At 57.4% G+C, this 26,328-nt stretch carries 28 protein-coding genes, 1 tRNA gene and 1 pseudogene; 7 read left to right on the top strand and 23 right to left on the bottom strand.

Annotated features, from left to right (window positions below; all coding sequences use genetic code 11):
- Positions 1–364: 364 nt before the first annotated feature.
- Positions 365–1,735, bottom strand: a complete 1,371-nt coding sequence (locus tag DWV20_RS05815; RefSeq protein ID WP_117629883.1) for an ATP-binding protein — start codon at positions 1,733–1,735, stop codon at positions 365–367.
- Positions 1,736–2,037: 302 nt separating this feature from the next.
- Here DWV20_RS05815 and DWV20_RS05810 point away from each other — a divergent pair, with 302 nt between their 5' ends.
- Together DWV20_RS05810 and DWV20_RS05805 are read left to right on the top strand one after the other, a co-directional pair.
- Complete coding sequence (locus DWV20_RS05810; protein ID WP_118256586.1) at positions 2,038–2,304, top strand: type II toxin-antitoxin system Phd/YefM family antitoxin; 267 nt, start codon at positions 2,038–2,040, stop codon at positions 2,302–2,304.
- Positions 2,294–2,599 (top strand): type II toxin-antitoxin system RelE/ParE family toxin, encoded by a 306-nt coding sequence (locus DWV20_RS05805; protein WP_118256585.1) that lies wholly within the window; start codon positions 2,294–2,296, stop codon positions 2,597–2,599. The genes DWV20_RS05810 and DWV20_RS05805 overlap by 11 nt, the downstream gene beginning before the upstream one ends.
- A 110-nt stretch (positions 2,600–2,709) precedes the next feature.
- On the opposite strand, the gene DWV20_RS05800 is transcribed toward DWV20_RS05805, so the two are convergent.
- The gene (locus DWV20_RS05800; RefSeq protein ID WP_233539783.1) at positions 2,710–3,474 is read right to left on the bottom strand and encodes a DeoR/GlpR family DNA-binding transcription regulator; all 765 of its coding nucleotides are present in this window, start codon (positions 3,472–3,474) and stop codon (positions 2,710–2,712) included.
- A gap of 205 nt (positions 3,475–3,679) precedes the next feature.
- Here DWV20_RS05800 and DWV20_RS05795 point away from each other — a divergent pair, with 205 nt between their 5' ends.
- Entirely contained in the window at positions 3,680–4,732 is a 1,053-nt protein-coding gene (locus tag DWV20_RS05795) for an aldose epimerase family protein (protein ID WP_117635796.1), read from the top strand.
- A gap of 326 nt (positions 4,733–5,058) precedes the next feature.
- Here DWV20_RS05795 and DWV20_RS05790 read toward each other — a convergent pair whose 3' ends face one another.
- The gene (locus DWV20_RS05790) at positions 5,059–5,541 is read right to left on the bottom strand and encodes a PTS sugar transporter subunit IIB (RefSeq protein ID WP_118256583.1); all 483 of its coding nucleotides are present in this window, start codon (positions 5,539–5,541) and stop codon (positions 5,059–5,061) included.
- Between the two features lie 207 nt (positions 5,542–5,748).
- Between DWV20_RS05790 and DWV20_RS05785 the strand changes: the two genes are divergently transcribed.
- The 3 genes from DWV20_RS05785 (at position 5,749) to DWV20_RS05775 (ending at position 6,971) form a co-directional block, all read left to right on the top strand.
- A tRNA-Thr gene (locus DWV20_RS05785) sits at positions 5,749–5,824 on the top strand.
- A 257-nt stretch (positions 5,825–6,081) separates the two neighbouring features.
- A complete protein-coding gene (locus DWV20_RS05780) occupies positions 6,082–6,591 on the top strand; it encodes a hypothetical protein (RefSeq protein ID WP_117736086.1) in 510 nt (169 codons plus the stop codon).
- A gap of 14 nt (positions 6,592–6,605) precedes the next feature.
- Entirely contained in the window at positions 6,606–6,971 is a 366-nt protein-coding gene (locus DWV20_RS05775) for a hypothetical protein (RefSeq protein WP_117736085.1), read from the top strand.
- Between the two features lie 136 nt (positions 6,972–7,107).
- Here the strand turns inward: DWV20_RS05775 and DWV20_RS05770 are convergent, their stop codons facing one another.
- The 3 genes from DWV20_RS05770 to DWV20_RS05755 form a co-directional block, all read right to left on the bottom strand.
- Positions 7,108–7,581, bottom strand: a complete 474-nt coding sequence (locus DWV20_RS05770; protein ID WP_089572396.1) for a YhcH/YjgK/YiaL family protein — start codon at positions 7,579–7,581, stop codon at positions 7,108–7,110.
- Between the two features lie 204 nt (positions 7,582–7,785).
- Positions 7,786–8,721 (bottom strand): hexose kinase, encoded by a 936-nt coding sequence (locus DWV20_RS05760; protein WP_118256582.1) that lies wholly within the window; start codon positions 8,719–8,721, stop codon positions 7,786–7,788.
- Between the two features lie 59 nt (positions 8,722–8,780).
- Entirely contained in the window at positions 8,781–9,662 is an 882-nt protein-coding gene (locus DWV20_RS05755; RefSeq protein WP_118256581.1) for an aldose 1-epimerase family protein, read from the bottom strand.
- Between the two features lie 157 nt (positions 9,663–9,819).
- On the opposite strand from DWV20_RS05755, the gene DWV20_RS05750 reads away from it, so the two are divergent.
- Positions 9,820–10,404, top strand: coding sequence for a hypothetical protein (locus DWV20_RS05750; protein ID WP_089572399.1), 585 nt, complete (start codon positions 9,820–9,822; stop codon positions 10,402–10,404).
- A 75-nt stretch (positions 10,405–10,479) separates the two neighbouring features.
- Here the strand turns inward: DWV20_RS05750 and nagA are convergent, their stop codons facing one another.
- From nagA to DWV20_RS10060, 17 genes and pseudogenes are all read right to left on the bottom strand, one after another.
- Positions 10,480–11,649, bottom strand: coding sequence for an N-acetylglucosamine-6-phosphate deacetylase (nagA, locus tag DWV20_RS05745; protein WP_117646248.1), 1,170 nt, complete (start codon positions 11,647–11,649; stop codon positions 10,480–10,482).
- 119 nt (positions 11,650–11,768) lie between these two features.
- Complete coding sequence (locus DWV20_RS05740; RefSeq protein WP_117785951.1) at positions 11,769–12,935, bottom strand: SIS domain-containing protein; 1,167 nt, start codon at positions 12,933–12,935, stop codon at positions 11,769–11,771.
- 114 nt (positions 12,936–13,049) lie between these two features.
- A complete protein-coding gene (locus tag DWV20_RS05735) occupies positions 13,050–13,781 on the bottom strand; it encodes a GntR family transcriptional regulator (RefSeq protein ID WP_118256580.1) in 732 nt (243 codons plus the stop codon).
- Positions 13,782–13,966: 185 nt separating this feature from the next.
- Entirely contained in the window at positions 13,967–15,049 is a 1,083-nt protein-coding gene (locus DWV20_RS05730; protein WP_022094609.1) for a PTS system mannose/fructose/sorbose family transporter subunit IID, read from the bottom strand.
- A complete protein-coding gene (locus tag DWV20_RS05725; protein ID WP_089572403.1) occupies positions 15,039–15,839 on the bottom strand; it encodes a PTS sugar transporter subunit IIC in 801 nt (266 codons plus the stop codon). The genes DWV20_RS05730 and DWV20_RS05725 overlap by 11 nt, the downstream gene beginning before the upstream one ends.
- A 90-nt stretch (positions 15,840–15,929) precedes the next feature.
- The gene (agaV, locus tag DWV20_RS05720; protein WP_089572404.1) at positions 15,930–16,412 is read right to left on the bottom strand and encodes a PTS N-acetylgalactosamine transporter subunit IIB; all 483 of its coding nucleotides are present in this window, start codon (positions 16,410–16,412) and stop codon (positions 15,930–15,932) included.
- A gap of 36 nt (positions 16,413–16,448) precedes the next feature.
- Positions 16,449–16,730 (bottom strand): preprotein translocase subunit YajC, encoded by a 282-nt coding sequence (yajC, locus tag DWV20_RS05715; RefSeq protein WP_022094612.1) that lies wholly within the window; start codon positions 16,728–16,730, stop codon positions 16,449–16,451.
- Positions 16,730–17,173: a PTS fructose transporter subunit IIA gene (locus DWV20_RS05710; protein WP_117772902.1), complete on the bottom strand. Its 444-nt coding sequence runs from the start codon at positions 17,171–17,173 to the stop codon at positions 16,730–16,732. The genes yajC and DWV20_RS05710 overlap by 1 nt, the downstream gene beginning before the upstream one ends.
- A 630-nt stretch (positions 17,174–17,803) precedes the next feature.
- A complete protein-coding gene (locus DWV20_RS05705; protein WP_118256579.1) occupies positions 17,804–18,898 on the bottom strand; it encodes a hypothetical protein in 1,095 nt (364 codons plus the stop codon).
- A gap of 126 nt (positions 18,899–19,024) precedes the next feature.
- The gene (locus DWV20_RS05700; protein ID WP_118256578.1) at positions 19,025–20,110 is read right to left on the bottom strand and encodes an isocitrate/isopropylmalate dehydrogenase family protein; all 1,086 of its coding nucleotides are present in this window, start codon (positions 20,108–20,110) and stop codon (positions 19,025–19,027) included.
- A gap of 6 nt (positions 20,111–20,116) precedes the next feature.
- Positions 20,117–20,815 (bottom strand): HEAT repeat domain-containing protein, encoded by a 699-nt coding sequence (locus DWV20_RS05695; RefSeq protein ID WP_118256577.1) that lies wholly within the window; start codon positions 20,813–20,815, stop codon positions 20,117–20,119.
- A gap of 15 nt (positions 20,816–20,830) precedes the next feature.
- Complete coding sequence (locus DWV20_RS05690) at positions 20,831–21,259, bottom strand: hypothetical protein (protein ID WP_055310425.1); 429 nt, start codon at positions 21,257–21,259, stop codon at positions 20,831–20,833.
- Between the two features lie 5 nt (positions 21,260–21,264).
- Complete coding sequence (locus DWV20_RS05685; RefSeq protein WP_118256576.1) at positions 21,265–22,344, bottom strand: NAD(P)-dependent oxidoreductase; 1,080 nt, start codon at positions 22,342–22,344, stop codon at positions 21,265–21,267.
- Between the two features lie 98 nt (positions 22,345–22,442).
- Positions 22,443–23,396, bottom strand: coding sequence for a DegV family protein (locus DWV20_RS05680; protein WP_117635812.1), 954 nt, complete (start codon positions 23,394–23,396; stop codon positions 22,443–22,445).
- Between the two features lie 79 nt (positions 23,397–23,475).
- A complete protein-coding gene (gene hpf, locus DWV20_RS05675) occupies positions 23,476–24,060 on the bottom strand; it encodes a ribosome hibernation-promoting factor, HPF/YfiA family (RefSeq protein WP_035137685.1) in 585 nt (194 codons plus the stop codon).
- Positions 24,061–24,377: 317 nt separating this feature from the next.
- A complete protein-coding gene (locus DWV20_RS05670) occupies positions 24,378–25,385 on the bottom strand; it encodes an ABC transporter substrate-binding protein (protein WP_158566326.1) in 1,008 nt (335 codons plus the stop codon).
- A gap of 750 nt (positions 25,386–26,135) precedes the next feature.
- Positions 26,136–26,328, bottom strand: a pseudogene (locus DWV20_RS10060) (hypothetical protein); the annotation flags it as partial.

Below are 26,328 nucleotides of genomic sequence, written 5' to 3'. Positions count from 1 at the left end.
GTCCCCATTTCTCAGCCGGGGGCGGCACGTCACACGGCGCGCCGCCCCCGGCCTTTTTGTTTTTGAGCGGGTCGGGGTCCGTTTGTCTCAATCTGTAACATCTAGCCGAGTTTTTCGGTCCCACCTGTTACAGATTGAGACAAACGTGGAGGCCGGGCCGAAATATCTAAATCTGTAACACTTAACCCGGTTTTGGACGTCTAGTTGTTACAGATTTAGATAAACGTGCGAGCCAATCCCTTCAATCTAAATCTGTAACAACTAGCTTGTGTTTTCGCCCCTAGCTGTTACAGATCGAGACAAATAAAATAGACCGGGCTGACAATCTCAGCCGCATGCCCCCTTTTTGGCCGCATTCCACCGATCAGATAAAGATCGTCATATACAGAGGTAGATATATCCTATGCCCTTCAGCCCTGAGCTGTTTTGGGTGAAGAACTATCTCTTCTCCGACTCGTCGTTCGAATCGTCTGCCGAAATCGTCAAGCGAGATTGTTGAATACGATTTGGAAGATTTAACTTCAACAGGAGTGACCCGCGGTTTTCCAGCCGCGTCTTCAAAGCCGCGCGAAACAAGAAAATCAATTTCACGCGTTCTGGGCCGACTCCCCTCTGTTTTGGAAGGCTCCTGCCAGCTGTAATAAAAAAGCGAATGCCCCAGACTCTTAAGCTGCTGCGCCACGATGTTCTCGATTAGCATTCCTTTATTAATTGAAATTCTTCCAAATTGAATGTCTCTATGAACATCCATAAGGTCCGGACCATCATCAAACGCCAAGCTCACGAGCAATCCCGTGTCCGCCATATAGCATTTAAGCGAAGACGCGTCCTCGTGCAGGCGGTAACCCACGCTCGGATCACTGCATAAATAGCAACGGTTAATCAGTCGCGCATCCTCAAGCCAGATTAACGCCGACTCATATGTCTCAAAACGGGACCCCTTCTCCAAGCTGTCAAATTTGAACCGTTTATTTGCCGCAGATAATTGACCCGGAATATCGTCATAAACCGCCCGCGCACGTCTAGCGTCCGAACCTCCAAACTTGGCAATGTCCTCCCTGTACAGTGCGATAATCTGCCGTTTAACCCTGTCGCATCCTCTAAAATCATTCTCTGCCACAAAGGAGTCGACCGACTGAGGCATACCACCGACAAGCATATACTCATCAAATAATCTCATGCACGTCGCATGAACGCCGTCCGGAAGCGCGGTCCGAGATTCGCGCGCTTTACGGATCTCTTCTGCATAAAGATCTTTTCCGGTCGCCCAAAGATACTCCTCAAAATCGAGGGGCTCGAGAGGGATTCTTTCTTCCTCTGACGGTATGACAATGCTATCGACATTCTTTTTGATGGAGACAAGAGAGCCTGTCTCGATGTAATCAAATCTGCCGTCTTCTACAAGATGCTTTATGTATTCGCGCGCGATGGGAAACCGCTGCACTTCATCAAAAATGACCAGCGACTCTCTCGGTTCGAGGGCCTTACCATACTGCAGCTGAAGCATGCGTAAAAAAAGATCGACATCTTCACGATGGTTCAGAAATATATCGAGCGTGGCTTTGCTAGCAGCCGAAAAGTCAATGTACAGATAATCCTTGTATTCATTTTGCGCGAAGCACTTGACGAGCGTCGTTTTGCCAACGCGTCTTGCACCCTCAATAAGCACCGCAGTGCGCCCTTGCGAGCGTTCTTTCCACTCCTGCAGACGATCATATGCCTTCCGTTTAAACATAATCTCACCTCAGCATAATTTACGTGCTAGTTTACAAAAATACCGACCTTCAGATATATCTAATAATACAAAAATACCGAGCTTTAAATGAGCTTATAGCTACAAAAATACCGACCATTGCATTGGTCTAAACATACAATAATACCGAGCTTCATGTATAACGGATGCTATGCCGAGCCGTCTCGATCTGTAACACTAAACCCGGTTTTGGGCGTCTATCTGTTACAGATCAAGACAATTCAACGATGCCGACTATTCGATACGGCGTGGTACAATTATGTCCCAATGCGAAGGAGATACTTATGCCCATCTGTGTGCCCGTCCGAGACATGAAGGACACTGCCACATTCACCGCACTTGTTGAGTCTGAGCGCGACGTCACCGTAACTAAGAACGGCTACGAGGCCATGCACTGCATCAGCAGCGACCAGTATCGCCTCATGCAAGAAGAGATCGCCAAGGCAAAACTGTTGTCTCGTATGATGTTGGCAGAAGACGAAATATCGCAAGGCGACTACAGCGACTACGAATCCTTCGCGGCTTCGATACGAGACAAATATGACCTATAACGTCGCAATCCTCAAAAGCGCGCGATATGAGTACGAGAGTACTGTCGGATACCTTGCTCAAATCCTCAAGAATCCGCGTGCAGCAGGCAATTATATCGCTGAGTTTGAATATCAGCTTGATCTGCTTCGCGAGCAGCCGCTTTTACGTCCCCTCTCGCACATACAAGAGCTGGCGGCACGTAATTACCGTTCGTTTCCCGTCAACAACTACGTGTGTCTATACAAGTTTGAGCACGAAACAATCTATATCGCCCACATCTTTCATCAGTCACTGGACTACGCCCGCCTGGTCTAGCCCACAAGCTGAATACTTGGCCCGAGCGTATATGCATGTCATTCTGCACGTCATTGTGAAGCGATAATCCCCGCGCCGGCAGAGGACGGAAGTATCGTCTGCAGCGTTAGCTAGCAGATGACCTGCGTGTGCTCCTCGATGGCGGCTCGATCTCCATCAGCAATACCCGGTTCGCACACCACGGCGTCTAAATTGTCCAGGCGGCAGAAGGTGTAGAAGTCGCGCTTGCCGATCTTGCTGGAGTCGGCGATCAGATAGCGTGAATCGGCCTTGCTAAAGGCGAGCTGCTGGATACGGCCCTCGTCCATGTTGGACGTGGATACGTCACCGTCCAAGATACCGTTGGCGCCGATAAACGCCGCATCGATGCCCAGCGCACGTAGGGTATCCTCGGCCGTCGGCCCCACAAAAGCGGCAGTGCGGCGGCGGTACATACCGCCCACGAGGCACAGCTCGCAGTCTTCGCGCGCCTCGAGCAGGTTAAACACCGAAAGCGAATTGGTCACAATGCGCAGGCGAAACGTCGGCAGCATCGACGCCATCTGCTCAACCGTGGTGCCCGTGCCCAAAAAGATGGTCGAGCCCTCCTCGATAAGCTCCACAGCACGGCGCGCAATCTGCAGCTTTTCCTCGGCATGCTTAGTGCGCTTTTCGCTGTGCGAATACTCATGGCGCAACATAGCGTGCGGACGGCCCTGTGCACTGCGGGCTCCGCCGTGCACGCGCTCAATCTCGCCTAGGCTCGCAAGTTCTTCGAGGTCGCGGCGAATCGTCATGTCCGAAACGCCCAACGCATCCGAAATCTCTTTGACCGAGACCGTGCCTTGCTCCTCGAGCAGCTGACGAACCTTATCCTGTCGCTCTGCCTTAATCACGATGAATCCTTGCCGTTCTTTGCGCGCATATCATTCAAACAGTAACGAACAAATTGTATCAGACTCGTACGCGTCAAAAATGAACGCCCGCACAGCTCCAATCATCACTTTTTTGAGAAAAATACCCCCAGCTTTAGTGGGGTGTAGTGATAATCTCGCCTGTTCGCGCTACAGTTTGTCGGAATACCTCGATGTTAGGAACCAAATGATCACTTCCGAGCTTTTCGGCACCGCGCCGTGCGGTACCCCCGTTCATCGCTACACCCTCAACGGGCCCGAGATCTGCGTTCGCATTATGGACTATGGCGCCACCGTGCTGGGCATCGATGTGCCCGACATTCCCGGCAACGTACGCGATGTGGTGCTGGGCTTTGATAAGCTCGAGGATTACTTTGACAACCCCGCCTGCTTTGGTGCGACCATCGGCCCCGTGGCAAACCGCACCGCTGGCGCCACGATCGCCATCGACGGCACGGACTGGCATATGCCCGCCAACGAGGGCGCCAACAACCTGCACAGCGACCTTGAGCACGGCCTGCACAAACGTGTGTGGGATGTTGAGCTCGACGAGGTCCATAACGCCGTGCGCATGACCACCTCGCTTAAGGATGGCGAGCTGGGCCTGCCCGGCAACCGAACCTTTACGGCCGTGTTTACCGTTACGCGCACCGGCGTCTTCCGCATCGATTATGGCTGCGAGAGCGACCGCGCCACCTACGTGTCCATGACCAACCACACGTACTTTAACCTTGCAGGCCATAACGCCGGCATGGACTGCGAACATTTCTTTGTCGCCAACGCCGCCCACTACCTGCCCATTAACGAGCAGAACATCCCCACCGGCGAGATTGCTCCGGTCGAGGGAACACCGTTTGACTTTCGCGAGCTTCGCCCCGTCGCACCCGGCATGGAGGCCGACGACCCGCAGATCAAGCAGGCCCGTGGCTACGATCACTGCCTGTGCATCGATGGCTATCAGTACGGCCGCAACCTGCGCCGCGCGATGCACGTCGAGGAGATGTGGACCGGTCGTGAGATGGACTACTACACCACCGCCCCGGGCGTGCAGCTCTACACCGGCAACTGGCTGGGCGACGAGCATGCCAAGGACGACGCCAACTATGGTTGGGGCGCCGGCTTTGCCCTCGAGGCAGAAATGTACCCCGACACGCCGCACCAGCCGCTGTTCCCGCAGGGCATTGTGGGCCCAGGTCACCCCTACAGCAATGTGATCGAATACCACTTTATGAGGCATTAAGCCCATAACGCAACATATCGCACAGCAGCGCCCGCCGGCACCTCCGCCGACGGGCGCTTTTTCATTCTTTTGGCTTATTATTGCTACTACTGAATTGATGGCATAACAAAACTATGCCGGTTTACTACGATAAACCCGCGATATCCGACCACACGCTGGTTTTTAGGAAATGAACACCCCGTCTACCTGCGGTTTTATTTTTCGCATATTCGGCGTGCTCGGCGATTGACAATTCACCATAGTAAACCGGCATAGTTTTGGCAGGCGGCGCAACACAGGCCCTCTATTTGGGCTAAATGATCCGTTTTTCCTCCGCCCCCAGGGGATCACGTGAGCAGGTTCTCGAGGGGATCGGGATTGGAGCTGGGGAGGTAGCGGATTTCTAGCTCTATGCCGAGCTCTTGCAGCTCTTTGAAGGCGGCGACATCTGCGTCGTCTACGGCAACTGCGGGCGTTACGGGGTGCTTGCCCTCCCCTGTCCGCATGTGACCTATGCTGATCTTGGTAATGGGCACACCGCCCTTAACCAGCGCGAGTGCATCGGCGGGTGAGGCCACCATAATCAGGATCCATTGGCGCGGCGTTGCAGAATGCATGACCTCGATGGCCTTTTGCACCGAGAAAAACCGTGTCCACACGCCTTCTGGCACCGCGACCCTCATAGGCGCCCACTTGCGCGAATCCGCCGCAATCTCGTCGTTAACGATTAAGACAAGGTTGGAACCCACGGCTTCGTTCCACAGCTCAACGTCTTGCCCGTAAATGAAACGGTCATCGATACGCGTAAGAAGAATCTTGGGTTGAGCCATGGCTGCCCCATTCTGTTTGAGACCCATACGAGCGGGACGTCGACCACCAACTCAACAGCAGGTCAAGTAACAAATGGGCACTGCAGACATCACGCCTCTAATATTAGTGCATTTAAAGTGAGAAAAGCCGTCAGAACACTTGCGCGGATGTGTGATGTCCCGTATCATAGACAGCCGTTGACGCCTCAGTTGCGTCATCATATGGCCGCCAGCGTAGCTCAGTTGGTAGAGCACCGCTCTCGTAAAGCGGGGGTCACCGGTTCGAGCCCGGTCGCTGGCTCCATTACACAAGATAGCCGCTTTCGGGCGGCTTTTTTGTTGCCGATTTTGAGTGCGTGCGCGCCAATCCAAACATCGCCACGTCAACGGCGGCCCACTCGGTGGACTTCGGGTTTAATGCTTAGGGGCGGGGATTTACCAAAGTGAAATCTTAATGAAAAGAAACCCAGCTGCAACAATTGCCATGGTGAGGGCTCAAATTGGCCATATAGATCTAAAATAGTCACAATATACAAATGTCGAGAGATATTGGCGATATAGATGAAAAGAACTAAGGGTTTTCTTTTGTTGGTAATGATGCTGCTCGGACTGTTCTGCCTGAGTGGCCCTTCTTGGGCCGAGGCTGCCTGTCCTGAAGGTGAGCCTCAGCAGTCTTATACGGGCAGCCTGCTGATAACTGCTAAGGAGGGCGATGCCGACTCTCAGTCTGGGGTAAATCCCCTTGCCACTTTTGAGGGGGACGGCGGAACGGTCAAGCTTGACCATATTGGTAGCGGGATTTTGAGGTGGCAAGTTCTTCCGGACAAAATTGCGAACGATCCCTTCTCTTTTGCTGGAACGATATATCTATACAAGGTTGTGAGCGGAAAACAAAAATACGTCGATTGCTATCCGACAAACGGGTCTGGAATTGCATTCACCGGCATTTCGGGGCAGATTGATACACATGTACGAAAGGGAACCTATGTGGTGCGTTGGGTTGGAGCTGCTGCAGGCCCGATATGGATTGCGGTCTTGCGCCCCGATGTCCAAATAGGTTTCTCTCTCTAGACGGGAAGTTGCTCATGGACGCCATATATGACGGAGATGACTGGGTCGATCATTATACTTGGCGCCTGGTCGGCTCGAACGACAATGGGGACGTGGTGTTTGATGGACTATGTCCAAAGCATCTCCATCCTTTTGTCTCGTCGTTAATTGAGAGTTCCGCTCGTGTTGCCCCCTACAGCTCGGCATCGCTTCATGATACGGACGTTTTGAAGACCATAAGGGAATCAATTGACGAGGGAACGATGAGCGGCCCGCTGTTTTCTCGGCTTGTGGGGCTAGATGAGATTGGCTCGAAACGACTGCTTGCGGGCGAAAAAGTGGAACTCACTTATCGGTCGATGATTTCAATCCTGCGGCTAGCCGATGTTCTTCGCAAATAAATGAGGCTTCCCTATTCAAAAAACCGAAAACCCCGCCAAACGTGATTTCCCTAGGGAAAAAACGCTTGGCGGGGTCCTGGCGTGTTTTCCCTAAGGGGATCACGCCATCAGACGAGCAGCTCAGCCGAGCAGTTCGCTACTCCTCCCAGTAAGCATCTGCAAGCAGCTTAAAGCAAATCTTCTTGACCGGCTGTGCGCCATCGCCCGGGAACTCGAGCGTGGGCATGTGAGGCTCGCCGGCAACGAACAGTGCAAACTTATCGTCGGCAAGATCGCCGGCGATCGAAGCGTCGGAATCGACCAGATCGTAGTCGTCCTTCTCGTCAAACTCCTGAACCAGCGTCAGGCTGCCCGTGGCGACCTTAAAGGCCTCGCGACCCTCGACGTCGATCTGCAGGTCGTGATAGCGCTGATGCGTCTCATAGTGAGCCTCGGCCTCGGGACGCGTCGTGGGAGACATGACGTTCGCAAAGACCTTCTCACCCAAAATCGGATGGCTGCCGACCTCGAGCTGTGCCGGGTCGTTCTCCTCGAGCCAGTCGATCAGCACGTCGAGGCCCTTGAGCATTCCGCGGTACTCCTCGATATCGCCCAATGCACCGTAAATCATCTAAATCCCCTCTCGGATCGCTTCTTTGGCGGCTAATCGGCAAACGCGTTACCGATGCTGTTGCCACCCACATACGCCTCGACCAGGGTAAGGTCGGGATTGAACACGACAAACTCGGCGTCGCGCCCCGGCATAATGCTACCGCACTTGCCGTCAACTCTAACCACAAGCAAGCAACCGATGCCGGGGGCGGCGCACAAGCTCCTACAGCTCGGTCACGACAACGCCGTTGTAAACCTCGTCCCAACGATCCATAACCAAGTGGCCAGTCATGGGATCCATGGCATTGAGCTTGCCGCAGGTGTTGGCGGTACGCAGCACCGTCTCGTCATCCGCGCCAGCAGCAATCGCATGCGCGAAGCCGGCAATGGTCGAATCGCCAGAGCCCGTAGCGTTAACGGCAGGGATATCGGGCGTCTTTGCGCGGAACGCACGGCCATTGTGGAAGCCAACGGAGCCGGCAGCGCCCATGGACACGACGACCCAGGGGATATCGGAGAAGCGGGCATCAGAGGCGAGCGCGGCGCGGAGCTCGTCCACATCGTCGGTGGTAAAGCTCGTACCCAAAAGGCCGTTGATCTCGGTCAGGTTAGGCTTGACCAGCTCGGGCTTAATTTCGGACTTAAGGGCGGCCTCAAGCGAAGCACCCGAGGTATCGAGCAGCACCTTGGCGCCGGCGTTCTCGGCAATGCCCGTGATCTTGGCGTAGTAGTCCGCCTCGACGCCGCGGGGCAGCGAACCCGAGATGGTAACGACATCGGCCTTGCTCGCAAGCTCGGCGAACTTGGCGGTAAAGGCATCGAGCTCCTCGGGGACTATCGTCGGGCCGCTCTCGAGCAACTCGGTCTGGTTGCCAGCATGAAGGATATTGAGGCAGATACGAGTCTCGCCCTTAATGGGCACAAAATCATTCTTAATACCGTTGACATCCATGAGTTCCGCCATATAGGCGCCCATGTGGCCGCCGAGCAGACCGGTTGCCACAACGTCGTCGCCCAGCTGACCCAGCACACGGGCCACGTTGAGGCCCTTGCCGCCGGCGGTCTTTTCGGGCGTCACACGGTTGACGTCGTCGATAACGAGCTCATCGAGCTGATAGCGCGTATCGACAGACGGGTTCATCGTAACGGTGAGGATCATTTTTAGCTCCTTATCTCGCAGGCTCCTTGTGCCTCGCGATACGAGTCGACAAAACGGAATTACAGAATCTCGATCGTGAACGAGCGCACGATGGTTTCTTTGGGCTTGGCGATCAGGCAGCCGCGCTTATGCTCAAGCACGTCATCCTCATCGGAACAGGTCGAAAGGCCACCCCAGGGCTCAACTGCCACAAAATCACCCTCGGGCTTACTCCACACAATAAGATACGGGAAGCCCTCAAAGCTCAGGCGAACACCCTTGTCCTCGCCCTTCTTGGAAAGCGTGACCTGACGGCTCTCGAGCACGTCAAAGATGGTCTCCGCAAAATCGAAGAGCTCATGCGACAGAGGCAGCGTCTTTCCCACCATGGGATTCTTGGAGCGCTTGTCCACGTCAATCAAGCCAGTCGAAGGGACAGCGGTGCAAAGCTCTGCAGCCTCTTCTTTCTCAAAGCGCAACTCGTAGTCCGTATAGGCCTCGCCCTCATCGAGCGGGCACCTAAAGCCGGGATGCCCACCGATAAAGAACGGCATGTCCTCGGTGCCCTCGTTGGTAACCTCATAGGAGACACGCACGGCGGCGTCCTCGAGCGTATAGCGGGCGACGAGCCTAAACGGATACGGATAATCGCTCAGCAGCGCGGCGTTATCCTCCGAAGCCAGGCACATAGCCAACTCGTTCTCGCCTTGGCTCAGCAGCTTCCATTCCTGCTTGCGCGCAAAGCCGTGGCGAGCGAGCTTTACATGATGCCCGGCAAACGTCATGGCGCTGTTGTCGCGCAAGCCTCCGCAAATCGGGAAGCAAATCGGCGCCTGGCCGGACCACACGGTGGGATCACCCTGCCACAAGTACTCGCGACCTCCGGCCTCAATCGAGGTAAACGAGCCACCAGCCGTGGAAACCTTAATAGAAATCGAATCGTTGGAGAGAGCGTATTCCATTACCCATCCTTTCGAACAACTGCTTTATTTCACGCAAGCGCCCGTTTCAATCCTAACCATAGAACAAACCCGCACGCTCATCGATGCGTCCGGTATCCCGGCCATGTAACGGGGTACCATACAGACATTGATGCAATTACAGCTGAAAGGCCTTCTTATGCGAACCATCATTCTTTATGCCTCACGCCACCACGGCAATACGAAAAAGCTCGTGGACGCCATCGTCGAGGCGCACCCCGAAATCGATACCCTCGATGTGAAAACGCTCGGCAAAAACGAGTATCCCAACCTGCACGAATACCATCTGATTGGTGTCGCCACGGGCATCTATTACTCCGAGATCGACAAGGACATGGCACGCGTGCTCACTAACGTGTTGCAGCCGCAGGACAAGGTGTTTGGCCTTATGACCTACGGTGGCAAAAACAAGTGGTACGGCAAGGATATCGATGGCATCTGCCGCATGAGGCAGGCCATCTTTATGGGTGTCTACGGCTGCCCCGGCTTTGATACGTGGGGGCCGTTCAAACTCACCGGCGGTGTCCAAAAGGGGCACCCGACCGCTGAGGAAATTAAGGGTGCCGTCGACTTCTTCGACAAGATCGAAGACGAGTATGGAGACATCATCGTCGAAGAGTACGCCAAGCGCGAGAAGCGCCTAGCATACGAGAAGGAGCATCCTGCAGGAGGCCTGGTGGCCGGCGTTAAGCGCACGGCAAAGAAAATCGCTAGCAAGCTGTAACTGTAAAGGTGCTTTTGAGCGTTTAACCCGTACGGCGGGTCCGAGCAGATTCGGGCCCGCCGTCTTTTGCTTTCGTTACTCGGTAAAGGCGTTGCCGACGCTCTGGCCGCCAACATACGTCTCGACGAGGGTGAGCTCATGGTCGAACACGACAAAGTCGGCGTCGCGACCCGGCATGATGCTGCCGCACTTATCCTCGATGTGCGCGGAGCGTGCCGGCACCTCGGTTGCCATGCGAATGGCGATATCGGCGCTGGCGATGCCCCAGTCGACGATGTTCTTGACGCCCTGGGCAAGCGTGAGCACCGAACCGGCAATGCTCTTGCCATCGGCGAGCCAGCACAGGTTGTCCTTCATGATGACGTCCATGCCGCCGCTGGTGTAGCTGCCCTCGGGCATGCCGCCGCAGCCCAGGCAGTCGGTGATGAGTACCGTGTGCTGCCAGCCCTTGGCCTGCAGCAGCGCCTTGATGGCGGCAGGGTTTACGTGCTTGCCGTCACAGATGATCTCGGCGTAGGTCTCGGACGTGGACATAGCAGCACCCACGACACCGGGCTCACGGTGATGCAGCCCGCGCTGGCCGTTATAGGTATGCGTAAAGCAGCTGGCACCGGCGTTGATGGCGGCGATGCACTCATCGTAGGTGGCGTCGGAGTGACCGATGCTGGTCACCACACCCTTGGCGTTCAGAGCAGCCGCATAAGCAGCGGCACCGTCGCGCTCGGCCGCCATGGCGCTCTTAACGATGCGACCGCCCGCAGCCTCCTGCCACTGATCAAAGACCTCCTCGGAGGGATCGATAAGATAAGCGGGGTTCTGCGCGCCCACGTGCTTCATGGTAAAGAAGGGGCCCTCCAGGTAGATGCCCTGAATGCGAGCACCGCAGAAGTCGGGGCCGCGACCCTCGTCCGCCTGAGCGATGGCGGCGCAGGCGTCCTTGATCTGCTCGACGCCATCGGTGAACGTCGTGGGTAGCCAGCTGGTGGTACCGCGACGGGCGAGCTCAGTCGAGCTGATATCGATACCCTCGGGGTCGTTATCGGTAGTTGAGTGGTTGTAGAAGCCATGGATGTGGGTATCGACCATACCCGGTGCGATCCACGATCCCGTGTAGTCCTTGATCTCGCAAGAGGGCTCGTCGGCCTGCCAGGCGCCAAAGACGCCATCCTCGACCATAAGATAGCCGCCCAGCTGCGGACCTGCCGGCAAGAAGAACTTGTCAGCCTTAATTGCGTACGTGCTCATATGCACTCCTTGCTTCTAAAGCAGTTGACTGTGGTGATGCTTATACCCGGTCCAAGTGAAAACAAAAAGCGCCCGCCCGCCGTTATGAGCGGACGGGCGCCCTTACAGGGGGGACGCGATTAAGCGGTGAAGGGGTGAATCGTCACGCCCTTAACCACGCGGTTGACCGTGCCGGTGGGGCTCGGCGTATCGGGCGTGTTGCCCACGCGCACGGAGTTGAGCAGGCTGATGGCCTGGGCAAACATCACGAACGGCAGGGCAAGGTAGCCCTCGGGGAGTGCCTCATAGCCCTTAAAGGTGAAGGACTCGCCCTCGTAGACGATAGCGCCATCCTGCTGAACGGCAACGGTGTGCTGAGCGATCTCGTCGCCACCGATCTCGTTGAGGATGTCGATATCGTACTGACGGGTGTAGGCATCGTTGTTGACGAACACGAACACGAGGGTCTTGTCGTCGACGAAGGACTTGGGTCCGTGACGATAACCCATGGAGGTGTCGTAGGAAGTGGCAACCAGGCCATGAGCAAGCTCGAGGATCTTGAGCTGGCTCTCCTGGGCAAGGCCACCGAAGGAGCCGGAACCCAAGTAGGTCACGCGGTTGAAGTCGCCAGCCAGGTAATCGGCAACCTCGGACTCGCGAGCGATGACCTCCTCGCCCATCTTGGCGATGGTCTCGACCCACTCGGCCTTCTGCTCGTCGGAAGCCTCGTCAAAGATGAGGGTAGAGAGCAGGGTCATGCAGGTGTAGGAACCGGTCATGGCGAAGCCCTTGTCGTTGGCGCGCGGGATGAGCAGCGTCAGCGCATTGGGATCATCGGCGGACTCGACGGCGAGCTTGCCCTCGGGCGCGCAGGTGATGTTGAGGAACTTGACGTTGTGGACGAGCTCCTTGGCAACGGCAACGGCGGCAAGGCTCTCGGGGCTGTTGCCAGAGCGGGCAAAGGAAACCACGAGCGTGGGATCCTCGGCGCGCAGGAAATCGCGCGGAGCGCTCACGATGTCTGTCGTGGCGATGGGCTTAAAGTCGTAGAGATCAGTGTTGCCAGCGTGACGCAGGTACGGGGCGCAGGTATCGCCAACGTAGTCGGACGTACCGGCACCGGTGAAGACAACGGACAGACGGCCCTCGCCCATAGCACGAGCCTCGGCCAGGAAGGCCTCGATGGCCTCCTTGTTCTCGCGATAGATGTTGAGCGTATCACGCCAAAGCTCGGGCTGCTGAGCAATCTCGGCCGTGGTGATCTGGGCGCCGAGCTCGGTGAGCTCCTCGACACTCTTCTCGAACATTTCTAATACCTCTCTCTAGAAGTAATCCTCTGACGTGCAATTATACACTTCGGTTGGTTATCTGGTAGTAACCAGTTAAATGCAAAGAATCACCATATGGAAACGATGCGGACACTAGTTGCTACGCTGGTGGTAAACCTTGTATTTAAACTGATCGGCACGAGCAGCCGAGAGTGTATACTCCACAACCTCGTTTGACTCGTTATACGTAGTCCTGACCAAATCGAGCACAGGCGAGCCCTCGACAATTCCCAAAAGGTGGGCGTCGGTGGGACGGGCTATGCTCGCATAGAACTCCTCTTCAGCCACGCGTATCTTTTGCTGAAAGTCCTGCTCAATCACATCGTAAAGCGGCTTGCGCTCCAGCAGCGGTCGCTTTAGGGACAGAAATTGACGAACCGGTAGATAGCTGCGTTCGACCATCATGGGCATGTTGTCGGCAGAACGAAGGCGCTTAAGCTTAAAAATGCGATCACCGATACGCAATCCCATATGCTCGGCCAGATTCTTATCGGCCTCCATCTCGCAAAACTCGAGAATCGTGGTCTCGGGTTCTCGACCCATCGCGCGCATCTGCTCGGTAAAGCTGTAGGACTGCATAAGATTGGTTGCTTTTGCCGAACGGTCGGTCACAAAGGTACCGCGACCGTGCTGCCGAACCACCAGTCCTAAACGCTCCAGTTCCTGCAGAGCCAAGCGTACCGTAGTGCGCGAGAGACCATAGCGCTCCGAAAGTTCGCGCTCGGAAGGAATCATGTCACCGGCGCGATATTCATGGTCAATCTTTTCGGTCAGAATATCGACCAGCTGATCGTACAGCGGCTGCCTACGCGCTCCGATCGCCATCCTATCCTCCCTTTTGCTCGAATTCGGCTAACTACCTAGGGTGTTAAGCATTATCGTTCTGCAACACCCGACTCATCAAGAAAACAAAAGCCGCGCGCTCTTTCGAGCACGCGGCTTTTAACATACACATGGCTTAAGGGGTCGGGGTGTGAGCCGCGCAGGGACACACCCCTCAAGCTAGAGCCTTACCAGATGCTCGGCCAGAGACCAAGCGGGCCAGCGCCCAGGATGCCCAGGACGAAGAGCAGCAGAATGCCCTTGGTCGGGGTCCAGCTGTGCTTAGCGAACATGTAGTAAAGCAGCAGCGTAAGCATAAGCGGGACGAGCTTCGGGACGATGGTGTTGAGGGTGTCGGCAACAGAGAAGTTGACCGGATCCTCGGTGACGGTGCCGTAGGTAACGGACTCCATGCCGTTGCCCAGATCGGTGACGCCGCACTCGACAGCGTTGCCGTCGGCATCGGAAGCGGTGAGGGCGTTGCCGTCCTCATCGGTCATGGCGATGGTACCGGCCTCAGCGGTCTCGGTATCGATGCCCTCCATACCGGTGAAGTTCTCGGCCTCCTTCTCGGAGACGATCACGGTAGTAGCGGAGAGGCCACGGGTGGTGCCGTTGGGGATCTGGAGGTTGATCTGGGTGCCACCCATGGTGACGACCAGGCAACCGACGACGAAGACGCCCATAATGGAAGCGGCACGCGTGAAGGCCTGCATGTTGGCAGTCAGAGCGTCAATAGCGCTGGTGCCAAGCTTGTAGGACCAGTTCATGAGCCAGAAGCGCAGAGCGAACTGGACGACGTTGAAGATCACCAGGAAGATGATCGGCGCAGCGGCGTTGCCGTTGATGGCCATGTTGGAGGTGATGCCGGCCGTGATAGGCACGAGCGTCAGCCAGAACAGGGCGTCACCGATACCACCGAGCGGGCCCATTGCGGCGACGCGGACGGCGCGGATCGTGGGGATGTCAACCTTGTTCTGCTCGAGCGAAAGCACGATACCCATAACAAAGGTGACGAGGAACGGGTGGGTGTTGAAGAACTCCAGGTTGTGGCTCATGGAAGCCGCGAGGTCGTTCTTGTTGGTGTGGATCTTCTCCAGACCGGGGATGATGGAGTAAAGCCAGCCAGCGGCCTGCATGCGCTCGTAGTTGAACGATGCCTGCAGGAAGCAGGAGCGCCAAGCCATCTTGTTGAGGGTCTTCTGGTCGAGCTGCGGAGCAGGAGTGAGATCCTCGTAGTGCTCCGGGATCACATACTCATTAGATGCCATCTTCGAAGTCACCTCCGTCAGAAACAGCTGCACCCTTCAGCTCGGTCTGCTGCTGGAAGTCCCAGAAAGCGATGCCGAAGCCGATGAGAGCGAGGATGAGCAGGGCAGGGGTTGCCAGAGAATCGTTGGCAACGGTGATGAGCGCGAGGCCAAAGCCCATGAGGAAGAAGCCCCACATATCGCGGTTCATCATAACCTTGAGCAGGACGGCGAAGCCGACGAAGCGCATCATGCCGCCTGCAGCGGACAGACCGGTCTGCAGCCAAGTCGGGATGGCGGAAGCGATGGTCTGACCGATGGTAGCGCCAGCGATGAAGAACAGGGTGACGACGACAGCGAAGATCAGGCCGAGCAGAGCCATGGCGAAGTAGTTCAGACGCTCGATGCCCTTGGTGTCAGCGTTATGAGCCATGTTGTCCGCGGAGGACATGAGGGGCGACATAAGCGTGAAGACCAGGGTAACGCCGAGCTGACCAAGCAGAGCGAACGGAATGGCAAGGCCGACTGCCGCGTTGGGCTCGAGGCCCGTAGCGATAGCGAGAATGGCTGCCATGATGCCGCCGATGACGGCGTTAGGCGGCTGAGCGCCTCCGATCGGCATGTTGCCGATCGTCATGAGCTGATAGGTACCACCCACGAGAAGACCGGTGTTGAGGTCGCCAAGGATAAGACCGATGACGGCGCCGGTGACGATGGGCTGATAGAGAGACTCGAGGAAGTTGAACTGGTCGATTGCCGCGACGAACGTGACGATGAAGACCAGAGCGACCTGGATGATCGAGTATTCCATCTTGCTCCTCCTTTCAAAATGTATGTACGCACTTTGGATATCACGTACAGAACGTCAGGGTTTCAATCCTGACAACGTGGATCACGAGGATTACGAGAAGAGCTTGCTCGTGTCCTCAACAGGCGTGCTCGGAACGCGCCTGATCTCCAACTCCACCCCCAATTCCTGCAGCTCTTTAAACGCAGCGACATCCTCGTCGTTAACTGCGACGGAGGTGGCGACTTGGCGCTTTCCTTCCGACATGTGCATGTTGCCGATGTTTACCTTCTTTATAGGCACACCGCCCTTGACGAGCGTAAGCACGTCTTCCGGTGTTTCGGCCACGATGAAGATCTTCTGGCGCGGGCTCGCCTTGCCAATGACGTCGATGGTCTTCTGCAGGGAGAAGAAACGCGTAGCGACGCCGGCGGGAGCGGCCATCTTCATGAGGTTCTGGCGCATGGTGTTGGTCGACACATCGTCGTTGGCGACGAGGATGAGGTTGGAGCCCAGGGTGGAGTTCCACTGGGTAGCGACCTGACCATGGACCAGTCGGTTATCGATGCGGGTAAGAAGAATGTTGGGTTCTGCCATGTTGATCAGCTTCCTTTCGTTATTTGCTGACGACAGTTACTTGATCTCCTGAATCGCGTAACGCGAAACATCTACGACGGCACCGGATCGGACTTTGATCTGGACCTTTTCGCCTTCGATGCCCTTGACGGTTCCGTAGATACCGCCGGCGAAAAGAACCTCCTGACCCGGCTTGAGCTCGGTGTGCAGCTCCTTGAAGTACTTCTGCTTCTTCTTCATGTTGATTTGCGACCAGATGGTGTAAATCAAGCCCATGATGACAAGCAGGCCTAAAAGGGCGACCGAGGAGCTCAGGACGTTGGCTCCGAAATCGGCCATTAGATGCCGTCCTCGTCGCCGAAGATATCCTCTTCGTCGGAGCCGGCAACGGATGCGACCGTCTGGGCGGTGACGCCCGTCTGACCAACGGTCACGGCCTGCTCGCCAAGCTCGGCGAGCGTGGCGTTACCGCGGAGGAACAGAAGCTCAATAACCATGGGAAGGTTGGTGCCAGTCAGAACCTCGACGTTGTCGACATCCTGGGCAATCATCATCGACTGATTGAACGGAGTACCACCGAGCAGGTCGGTAAAGACGAGCACGCCATCGCACTCCTCGCGCATGGCGGTAATAGCGGCGCGGAGATCCTCACCGTAGGAAGCAGCCTGGTCGCCCTCAAAAGGAACGACGGTAAAAGCGGGCTGATCGCCGGCAACCATAGCGATAGCACTTGCAAGGCCGGGTGCGAACTGTCCATGACCGGTAAGAATAAAGCCAACCATTCAAATTTCCCTTCCGAAGGTGTGTACGATCTGAGTCCGATAATTTTCGGAAGCCAGCGGGCGCTCGCCCTTAAAGCTTCTTAGAAAGCGTTCTTTGAAGACCAGTGGTTTCTAAACTGGTAGTAACCACGTGACGTGTTGTTGTCACTATATCACCCCAGAAGAGGTCGCTTTCGCTGATTCATACAGTAAAACGTTTTTGCACCGTTCACGGTGATAAATCGACCGTTTACCGCTCATTAACACTTCTACCTGCAGTTTTGAAACCGTTTCGAAATGATTTGACGAAAGATCGGAACTTTTTTCGTGTCTAAACAACGCAGGGTGGCTAAAAATGGCGTGTAGAAAAAATGCAGGTCATTGTGAAGATTTGTGAATTGGTCTTTTTGACTTAATACCAGTTAGAACCAGTTTCGATATTATCGGTGAACGGTAGTTTTTGACCGTTCACCGGTTATTTGCAATCGTTTACGGCCGTTTTCCAGGATGAATTGAGGATACCCGATGAAGCACTTGCACGGGCGCAAGTCCTATCCTAGTGGTTTCGGTAACAAAATGCCCGCTAGAACTTTGTCGTTCTAGCGGGCTTAATCAGGTAGATCGGTTAGCGCGCAGTAGTGCAGACAGATCTTACGCAAACAGGCCGTAGATGCTGATGTTGGCCTTGGCATAGAGGCCGTTAGCATACTCGGTCCACTTGGAGCTAGCGCTTGAGGCCTGCGAGGAATACTGCTGGTAGGCGGTGTAATAGGCGGTCATGGCCTGCTTATAGGTGGCACTTTCGGCGGTAAAGGCATCGTTAGCGAAGGCCTTAGCGTAGGTGCTGTTCTCGTCCTTCCAGGTGCCCTTCGAGCTATCCCACTCGTCACCGGCAAGGTTGATGATGTAATCGGCGTAATCCTTGCTCGCGGTGTCCTCGTTGCCGTCAGAAGGCTCAGTCGGAGCGGTCGGCATGCTCGCGGAAGCATCGCCCACCTTCTTCTTGTAGAGCTTCTGCAGCGTCGCGGACTGGCGGACGATCCGCTTGGCCTGGTCCTTGGACACGCCATACTGCTTGGCCATGGTGTCGTAGTCCGAGGTGCCGATAGAATCCTCGGCGTACTTCTTCATCTCCTTAGAAGAGACGGTAATGCCCTCGTCCTCGGCAGCATCGAGCAGAATCTTGTTGCGCACGTAGGACAGGATGACGTCGGCAGAGGGGGCGGTGTAGTTGCCGTTGCTATCCTTGACGGTATCGAGGCTGTACTGGCTCTCGATGGCCTCGCGCGCGGTGATGTCGCTCTTCTTGCCGTTATAACTATAGCTTGCCACGGTCGAATCGAGCTGGTCCTCGGTCAGGGTCGACGAACCGACGCCCTTGCCGCCAAAGCCGCCATTGCCAATAAAGAAGCCGACCACCGCAGCGATTACGACTGCAACCACAAAGGCGGCAATCATCGTCTTCTTGTGCTTGGATACGTGATCGTCCCCGTCGGAACCCAGGATATCGTCGTCCTCATCCTGGGCCTCGGGCATCAGATTCTCGTCAGCGGCATCTGCGGCGATCTGAGCCTCCAGACGGGCGTCCTCTTCCTCGGCCGTCGTGCCAGCAGCAATGTGCTCGGCAGACGTACCGGCGACCAGGTCGATCTTCTCGTCCTCGTCACCGTCGGGGCCTTCGCCGCGCTCGATGATCTGGATGCCGTCGATCTCGTCCTTCTCGTCCTTCTTTTGAATCAGACCCATATCAGTTACTCCTTGTTAGGAAACATAGTCCCCAATAGAATACGCCCGACGGAGCGCCGGGCGTATTGATTCTTAGGTTATACGCAAACACTTAAGTACTATTTAGGCGTTTGCAGCCTGCATGCCTTAGACCAGGTGCGCGATAACGGCATCGGCGAAGGCCTGCGTGCCCACGGCGCCCTCAACGGAACCGGTCTGGGCACGACGCACGTCACCGGTAACCTGCTCACCTTCGTCGAGCGTGGCAGATACGGCGGCACGAATGCGATTGGCAGCATCGTTCTCGCCCAGGTGATCGAGCATCATCGCAGCAGAGAGGATCTCGGCCGTGGGGTTGGCGATATCCTGGCCGGCGATATCGGGCGCGGAGCCATGCGTAGCCTCAAAGATTGCGCAGTCGGCACCGATGTTGGAGCCGGGGGCCATGCCTAAGCCGCCCACCAGGCCAGCGCACAGGTCGCTCACGATGTCGCCGTACAGGTTGGGCAGCACCAGGACATCGAAGTCGTTGGGGTTCTGGACCAGGCCCATGCAGGTGGCGTCGACGATCTTGTCGTTGAACTCGATATCGGGATAGTTGGCGGCCACCTCGCGCGCCACACGCAGGAACAGGCCGTCGGTCGCTTTCATGATGTTGGCTTTGTGCACGGCCGTCACCTTTTTGCGGCCGCAGCGGCGGGCATACTCAAAGGCGTACTCCACAATGCGGCGGCTCTTGGCGATGGAGATGGGCTTGATCGAGATGGCGGAATCAGCGGCGAAGGTCTTCTGGCCCGAGCGCTCGACGAGCTGCGAGAGTTCCTCGACCTCGGCAGCGCCCTCATCGAACTCGATGCCGGCGTAGAGGTCCTCGGTGTTCTCGCGCACGATAACCAGGTCGACGTCGCGGAAGCGCGAGCCGTCGCCCGGCTGCGACAGGCAGGGGCGCACGCAGGCGTACAGGTCAAAATGCTTGCGCAGGGCCACGTTAACGCTGCGGAAGCCCGTACCGACCGGCGTGGTGATGGGGCCCTTGATAGCAACCTTGGTCTCGGCGACCGCATCGAGCACGTGCTGGGGCAGCGGCGTGCCAAACTCGTCCATGACGCCGGCACCGGCCTCCTGGACATTCCAATTGATCTGGACACCGGCGGCCTCGACCACGCGGCGCATGGCCTTCGTAATCTCGGGACCGATACCGTCACCGGGAATCAGGACTACATCGTGCGCCATAATCTGTTACTCCTCGTCCTCGGCGTCGTCAGCTTTTTTAACGCTAGCACGCTTCTTCTTTTTGGAGAGATCCAGGCCAAAACGTTTAACAAGCATTTCGCAAATCTCGCTCGAACGGGCCTTGAGATAGCTGCCCTTACCGTTCTCGGCATCGAACTTAAGGCGCAGCGCAAGCTTCTCGGCAACCTCGGCGTCGATCTCGCCCTGGCAAAACTCGTACAGGCAACCGAGCATGTCGCGATACTCAAGGTCGCCGTGGTAGCACTGGATGGCCTCGTCCAGGATGGGCCAAGCCTCGCGCGAACGCTCGACGCTCGTGGCGCCCCACACGCACAGCAGGCGGAAGGCGGCATAGCGCAGCGTGGAGGAAATCTCGTCAAACAGCGCGGTCTCGGCGCCCTCAAAGGCATCGCCCAGCTGCTCGGGGCAGGTAGTGGCGAGCGCCGTCAGGGCATCGAGAGCCTCCCAGCGGGTCTGAGCCTCGGGGCGGTCGAGCGCCTCGATCAGCGCGGGCACGCAGGGCACGACGCGCTGCGGATCGCGCTCGGCAAGCAGATGCAGCACGCGGGCGGCAAACTGGCGGATGCGGCGCGTGGGGCAGCCGAGCTCCTTGACCAGACGGTCGACGGCGTTCTCGTTCTCCTCTGCCAGCTGAAGCTGTGCCAGCTCCTCGTCGGTGAGCTGTTCGTCTTTGTTTTCTGCCATAGTTACCTCTTCTTACTATTTCTTAGCGTGCTTGCCAGCACCCTTGCTGTCATCGGTGACCGAGATGAGCTGTCGGTCGGCCGCGCCATTGCGACGCGCACGGCGGCGTTCCTCAGCGTCGCCCGCGTCGGCGGCGGCGCGATGAGCCTTGTTGACGTTAAAGACCTCGTCGTGCTTGCGCCACGGACCGACGGACTCGCCAAAGCTCATCTTAAGACCGGCGATAAAGCCGCCGAGCCAGCCGATCGGCGCAAACTGCACCAGCGGGAACAGCGAGAACACCCAGGTCAGTAGGACGACTGCCGCCGCGCCTGCAAAGTTGGCAATCCAGTAGTCGCGCTTGGTGATCACGCGCTTTTCGCAGGCCCACTGGCCGCACAAAAAGCCAATGTAAATCGCGAAGAGAAAGAGTACCAGCGCAAGCACCACGAACGTCCAGCTCATGGGCGCTACTCCCCGTGATGGTGGCCGCAGCAGCACTCGTGGCCGTCGTCATGGCCGTGGCCGCCGTAGCACTCGTGGTCCTCGCCGTGATGGTGACCGCAACCGCACTCATGGTCGTCGCCGTGCTCGCCGCAACCGCAGCCTTCCTCGTGAGCACCATGCTCCTCGGGGCGATACTGCGACCAGTCCAGACCGGCGGCGATAGCGTCGGCCTCCTCCTTATAGAGGACTGTGATGGCCTGGGTGCCCAGCTTGGCACCACCGATGGCGTCGAGCATGTCATAGAGCGTAAAGGCCACGTCGGCGCCGGGCAGCGCAAGCTCGCGGTCGTCGGCGTAAGCGAGCGCCAGACGCAGGTCCTTAATGAAGTGCTCGACCATAAAGCCGGGCTTGTAGTCGCCGTCGAGCGCCTTGGGAGCCAGGCTCTCCATGGCGCCGGACTTGCCGGTGCCGCCCAGGATCATCTGGCGGGTCTTCTCCAGATCGAGGCCGCTCAGCTCGGCAAATGCCATGGCGTCTGCCATGCCGACCATGCAGGCGCCCAGCGACACCTGGTTGGCGAGCTTGGCAGCCTGGCCCTTGCCGGCGCCGTCGAAGCAGCAGATGTTGGCCGCAAAGGTGGCAAGGATATCGCGGACCGGCGCGATGTCGTTCTCGGTAGCGCCCACGATAGCCGTGAGCGTACCGGCGATAGCGCCCGACTCGCCGCCGGTGACGGGGCAGTCAAACGCCATGCGACCAGAAACCTGAGCGGCCTCGGCAATGTCGCGCGCCAGCTCGGGCGAGCTCGTGGTGAGGTCGATCAGCACCGCGCCGGGCTTGGTGCAGGCCAGCAGGCCGTCGCCCGCCAGGTAGAGCTCCTCGACCTCGGAGGGATAACCCACCATGGTAAAGACGACGTCGGCGTTCGCCGCGGCATCTGCCGGCGTATCGGCCCAGACGGCACCGCGCTCAACGAGCGCTGCAGCCTTGGACTTGGTGCGGTTGTTGACCGTGACGGGATAGCCGGCATCCAGGATGTGGCCGGCGATGGGGGCACCCATGATTCCGGTGCCGATAAATGCGACAGAGAGCTTGTTTGCCATGAAACCTTTCCTTTTGGGTTGGGTGTTATTACCAGGTTGAATACTCGGTGCCAGCGTTTGGGCTGTGAGTTGGGATCGATTACGGCCGCGCTACTTGCCTACTGACCGCGCACGCGGCGGGCGATGCGGTCGGAAAGCGATGCCTTGTCGGCGCGGTTCTTGCCCCAAAACGCGCAGGCCACCATGCCGGGGCCCACGTGCGAGCCGATGGTGGGGCCCACGGAGCTGCGAATGATCGTGACGTCGGCGCAGCCCTCCTCCTTGCGGATGGCGGCTTCGAGCCAGTCGCCGTCCTTCTCGGCATCGGCCGTCATGATGGCGATGGGCATGGTGCGATCGGGCACGTAGTTCTCGCGGAACGACTTGAGGATGGACTTGAGCGCCTTCTTGCGGCCGCGGTTGACGCCGATCAGCGACAGCGAGCCGGCCAGGTCGTAGGAGAGCTCGGGCTTGACGTCGAGCTTTGCCGTGAGCTGTGCCGCCGCGGGCGGAATGCGGCCGCCGGCAGCCAGTGCGTCGAAGCTCTCGAGCGTAAAGTAGCCGTGCACGTAGGTCTTTGCCTCGTTTGCCCAATCGACCAGCTGCTTGGCGGTCAGTCCCGCCGAACGCTGGCGCACGGCCTCGAGCGCCAAGAGCGCGCCGGTCGCGCAGGGCAGAGCGTTGTCGACCACGTAGAGCTCAAAGTTGGGATACTCGGCGCGCACGGCGTCCGCCGCCTGGCACGCGGAGTTGTAGCTCGACGACAGCGCCGAGGTAAAGCACAGGTAGACCGTGGGCGTGCCCTCTTTGGCGCACTCGGTAAAGAACTCGATATAGCGACCGAGTGACACGGCGGAGGTAGACACGCGAGCGCCGGCGCGCATGCGGTCGTAGAACTCCTTAGGCGTGATGCTCGACCAGATATCGTCCGTGCGCTCCTCGCCATCGATAATGAAGGGGAAGCCCAAGATATCGACATCGAGGTTCGCGGCGACCTCGGGGCTAAAGTCGCAGCAGGTATCGACGACGATGCGGCAACGGTCCGAATGACCGGCGGATGCGGCCTTGTCCATCAAAGCGACTCCTTACGTAAAAAGGCGGCCATCCGCATGGGATGGCCGCCAACCGTTAACTCATGCAAGTTAACGTATTTTACTCGTCAAGTGTTTCGATGCGGGGCTTGATGATGCCATATCCACCATTCTTACGGTGATACACCACATTGATGAGGCCAGTCGTCGCGTTCTCGAACACGTAGAAGTCGTGACCCAGCAGATCGGTCTGCACCAGCGCCTGCTCCTCAGTCATCGGGGTGACGTCGATAACCTTCTCGCGGACGAGCAGGTCGTCCTCCTCCTCGGGCAGCAGCAGGTCGGCCAGATCCTCGACGCGTTCGACCGGCGCGACATCCGCGGCGCTGGCACCGCCCTGGCGGTTGTCCACGACCTTGGTCTTGAACTTACGCAGCTGGCGGGTGACCTTATCGGCGGAGAGGTCGATGGCGGCGTACATATCTGCACCGTGCTCGGCAACGCGAATCACCGAACCGCGGGCACGAACCGTAACCTCGACGATTGCCGGGTTGGGGTTCGAGGGGTTCTTCTCATAGCGAAGTACAACGTCGACCGTCATGGGCTCGATATCGAAAACCTTGAGCGCCTCGCCGATCTTCTCATCCACATGCGCACGCAGAGCATCGGTTACCGTCGTCTTGCGTCCAGAAACCTTGATATCCATACGTGGCTCCAATCTGCCTCGGGGACTTACTGTACTGGCTATGTACCCATTGCCGTGCATTTAATCACGCGGATTCCCAAAGACCCGAATAACGATTGCTTGATACCGCATACCGAAGTCTCGCACTTTTCTGTGGCAAAGTGCGCTATAGGAGGGAGCCGGCGACTTTGTATTTGGTCCCGAAAATTGGCTTTGACCTGCTGGTTTTATAGAGATGAAAAAGCCGGGCTCCCCTATTGGGGAAGCCCGGCAGTGCGTGTTGAAACCGTGAAGAGGCATCCTTTCCAACGTATAGGAGACACCACCCCTAGCAATAACTAGCTATTAAGCTTGTTAATGTCGTCGTCGGTGATGGTGTCTTCCTGGCTGGACGATTTGTCTTCGGAGGATGCGGTCTCATTGTTGAAATCGGAGGACTCGCTGCCAGAGGACGTGGTCTCACTGGACTCAGAGTCGCCCGGCTGCACGTTAGCGCCCGAAACCGTCTTAGTGGTGAGGTCGTAGGGCATCGTGCCGTACCAGACGCAGTGGACCGCCTCGAGCGTGCCGTCGGCCGTAATACCGTCGAGGGCATCGCTCACGGCACGGCACAGTTCGTCATTGGACGAGAGGCCCGCAACACCAAGCGTCGAGGGTGCCTCGAGCGCACCGACATAGGAGATCTCGCTCATCAGGCGTGCAAGGTAGCCGCCGGCCGTGGAGTCGCAGATCACATAGTCGACCTCGCCGGACTCGAGCGCCTCAAAGCACTCGTTGATGTTGGAGTAGGTCTTTTGGTTGGCGGTGATGCTCTGCTTAGCAAGCGCCTCCTGCGAGGCCGAGGACATCTGGATACCCAGAGTAGACGTGTTAAGGGTATCGGTGGAAACGCTTAGCGACCCACCATCGCTGGTTTTACCGAACACGGAAGCGGCATCGTACAGGCAGGTGCCGAGCGAGCTAACGTCCCCGTCCGTAGAGTTGATCTCGCCGATAAAGATATCAGCCTTTTTGTCGCCGAGCGCGGAACCTGCCGAGGACGCATCGACAAAGGCGACCTTAAGGCCCATGCGGCTTGCGAGGGCGCGGGCAGCGTCGACTGCATACCCCGTGAGCTCGCCGTCAGCGCCCTGCATGGCCTGCGGCGCATCGGAGGTATCGAGGGCGACCGTCAGGGTACCGGGAGTGACCAGGGCATCATCCGACACCGTGGGCGTGACGGTCTCGTACTCGATCTGGTCGATCGTGGGAGTCGTGAACGTAGACAGCGGGTTGAACGCGCATCCGCTCAGGCCCAAAACGGCGATGACCGCTGCGGTCCCAGCACCTAACCGAGCCGCGTGCATCAAGCTGCCCCTCACCATGTCCACTACCCTGCCTTCTGTGTCGTATACGATCCGTGCGTTGCGCGGAATATCAGATTGTTCCCACCAGCTGACCTGGTATTTGACCCCACACTTGCGCACCGGGGTGTTTGCTCGGGAGGCCGCAGCCACCTTCACGACTGGCCCGCTCGCCCGCGAGGCGGTATTGCCCCAAAGAAAGTAGAACGGACGGTGCGGCTTACATCTAGGACGCGCCATGATCGCGCCGCGCGCACGCGGTCGCTTACGTGGATCCCTTTGACCGCGTCTGTCTTGGACTAGGACGGGCATTTCGTCCGTCCGCAACCACAGCCTGGTAGGAACGTAGCGCATTATAGCTAAGTTCAAGCTAAAGTTTAAGGTTAGGGGCGTCATTCGCATCGCGAGTACAGATTTCGCAGGTCGGAGTGGGCTATTCGTGCCTCTGTGAAGCCCGGAGCTCCCCTATGGGGAGCTCCGGGGCACCCTTCTTGGGGTGCCGTGGCCAAAAAACGGCAAATATGAGTACTGTCACCAATTTAGTAACAGGCAATTTTGACCTCTCGGACAGATTTTGCGCTCAGTGTCGCCAATCTGATGCTTAGTTATTCTACATTTGTTTATTATCTTCTTACTTTATGCCGCCTCCGAGTCCTAAAATCTTTGATTTTGCTGTTACTGATTTAGTGACAGTACTCATATTTGCCATATTTTGGCCAGGGCATATGATTAACCCCCTATTTTCGACGTGAATTAGACCAGCTTAAGCCCAAAACACGCCCGCAGCGTGTTAAGCAACGCCTCTTGCTTCTTCCTGCGGGCATCGACACGATTCCGGTACCGCTTTCGCATGCGCTGGTGGATGCGCCATGCGAGCGCTTCCATCGCTTCCATGTCGCGGAGCAGGTAGCGCACAGAGATGTGGTGTAAGAGGCGGGGCATGCCC

The sequence above is a fragment of the Collinsella sp. AF02-46-1 genome (assembly GCF_003465825.1).
In the GTDB taxonomy this organism is placed as follows: domain Bacteria; phylum Actinomycetota; class Coriobacteriia; order Coriobacteriales; family Coriobacteriaceae; genus Collinsella.
The sequence above is the reverse complement of the archived record's forward strand: the minus strand, read 5'-3'. Positions and strand labels throughout refer to the sequence as shown.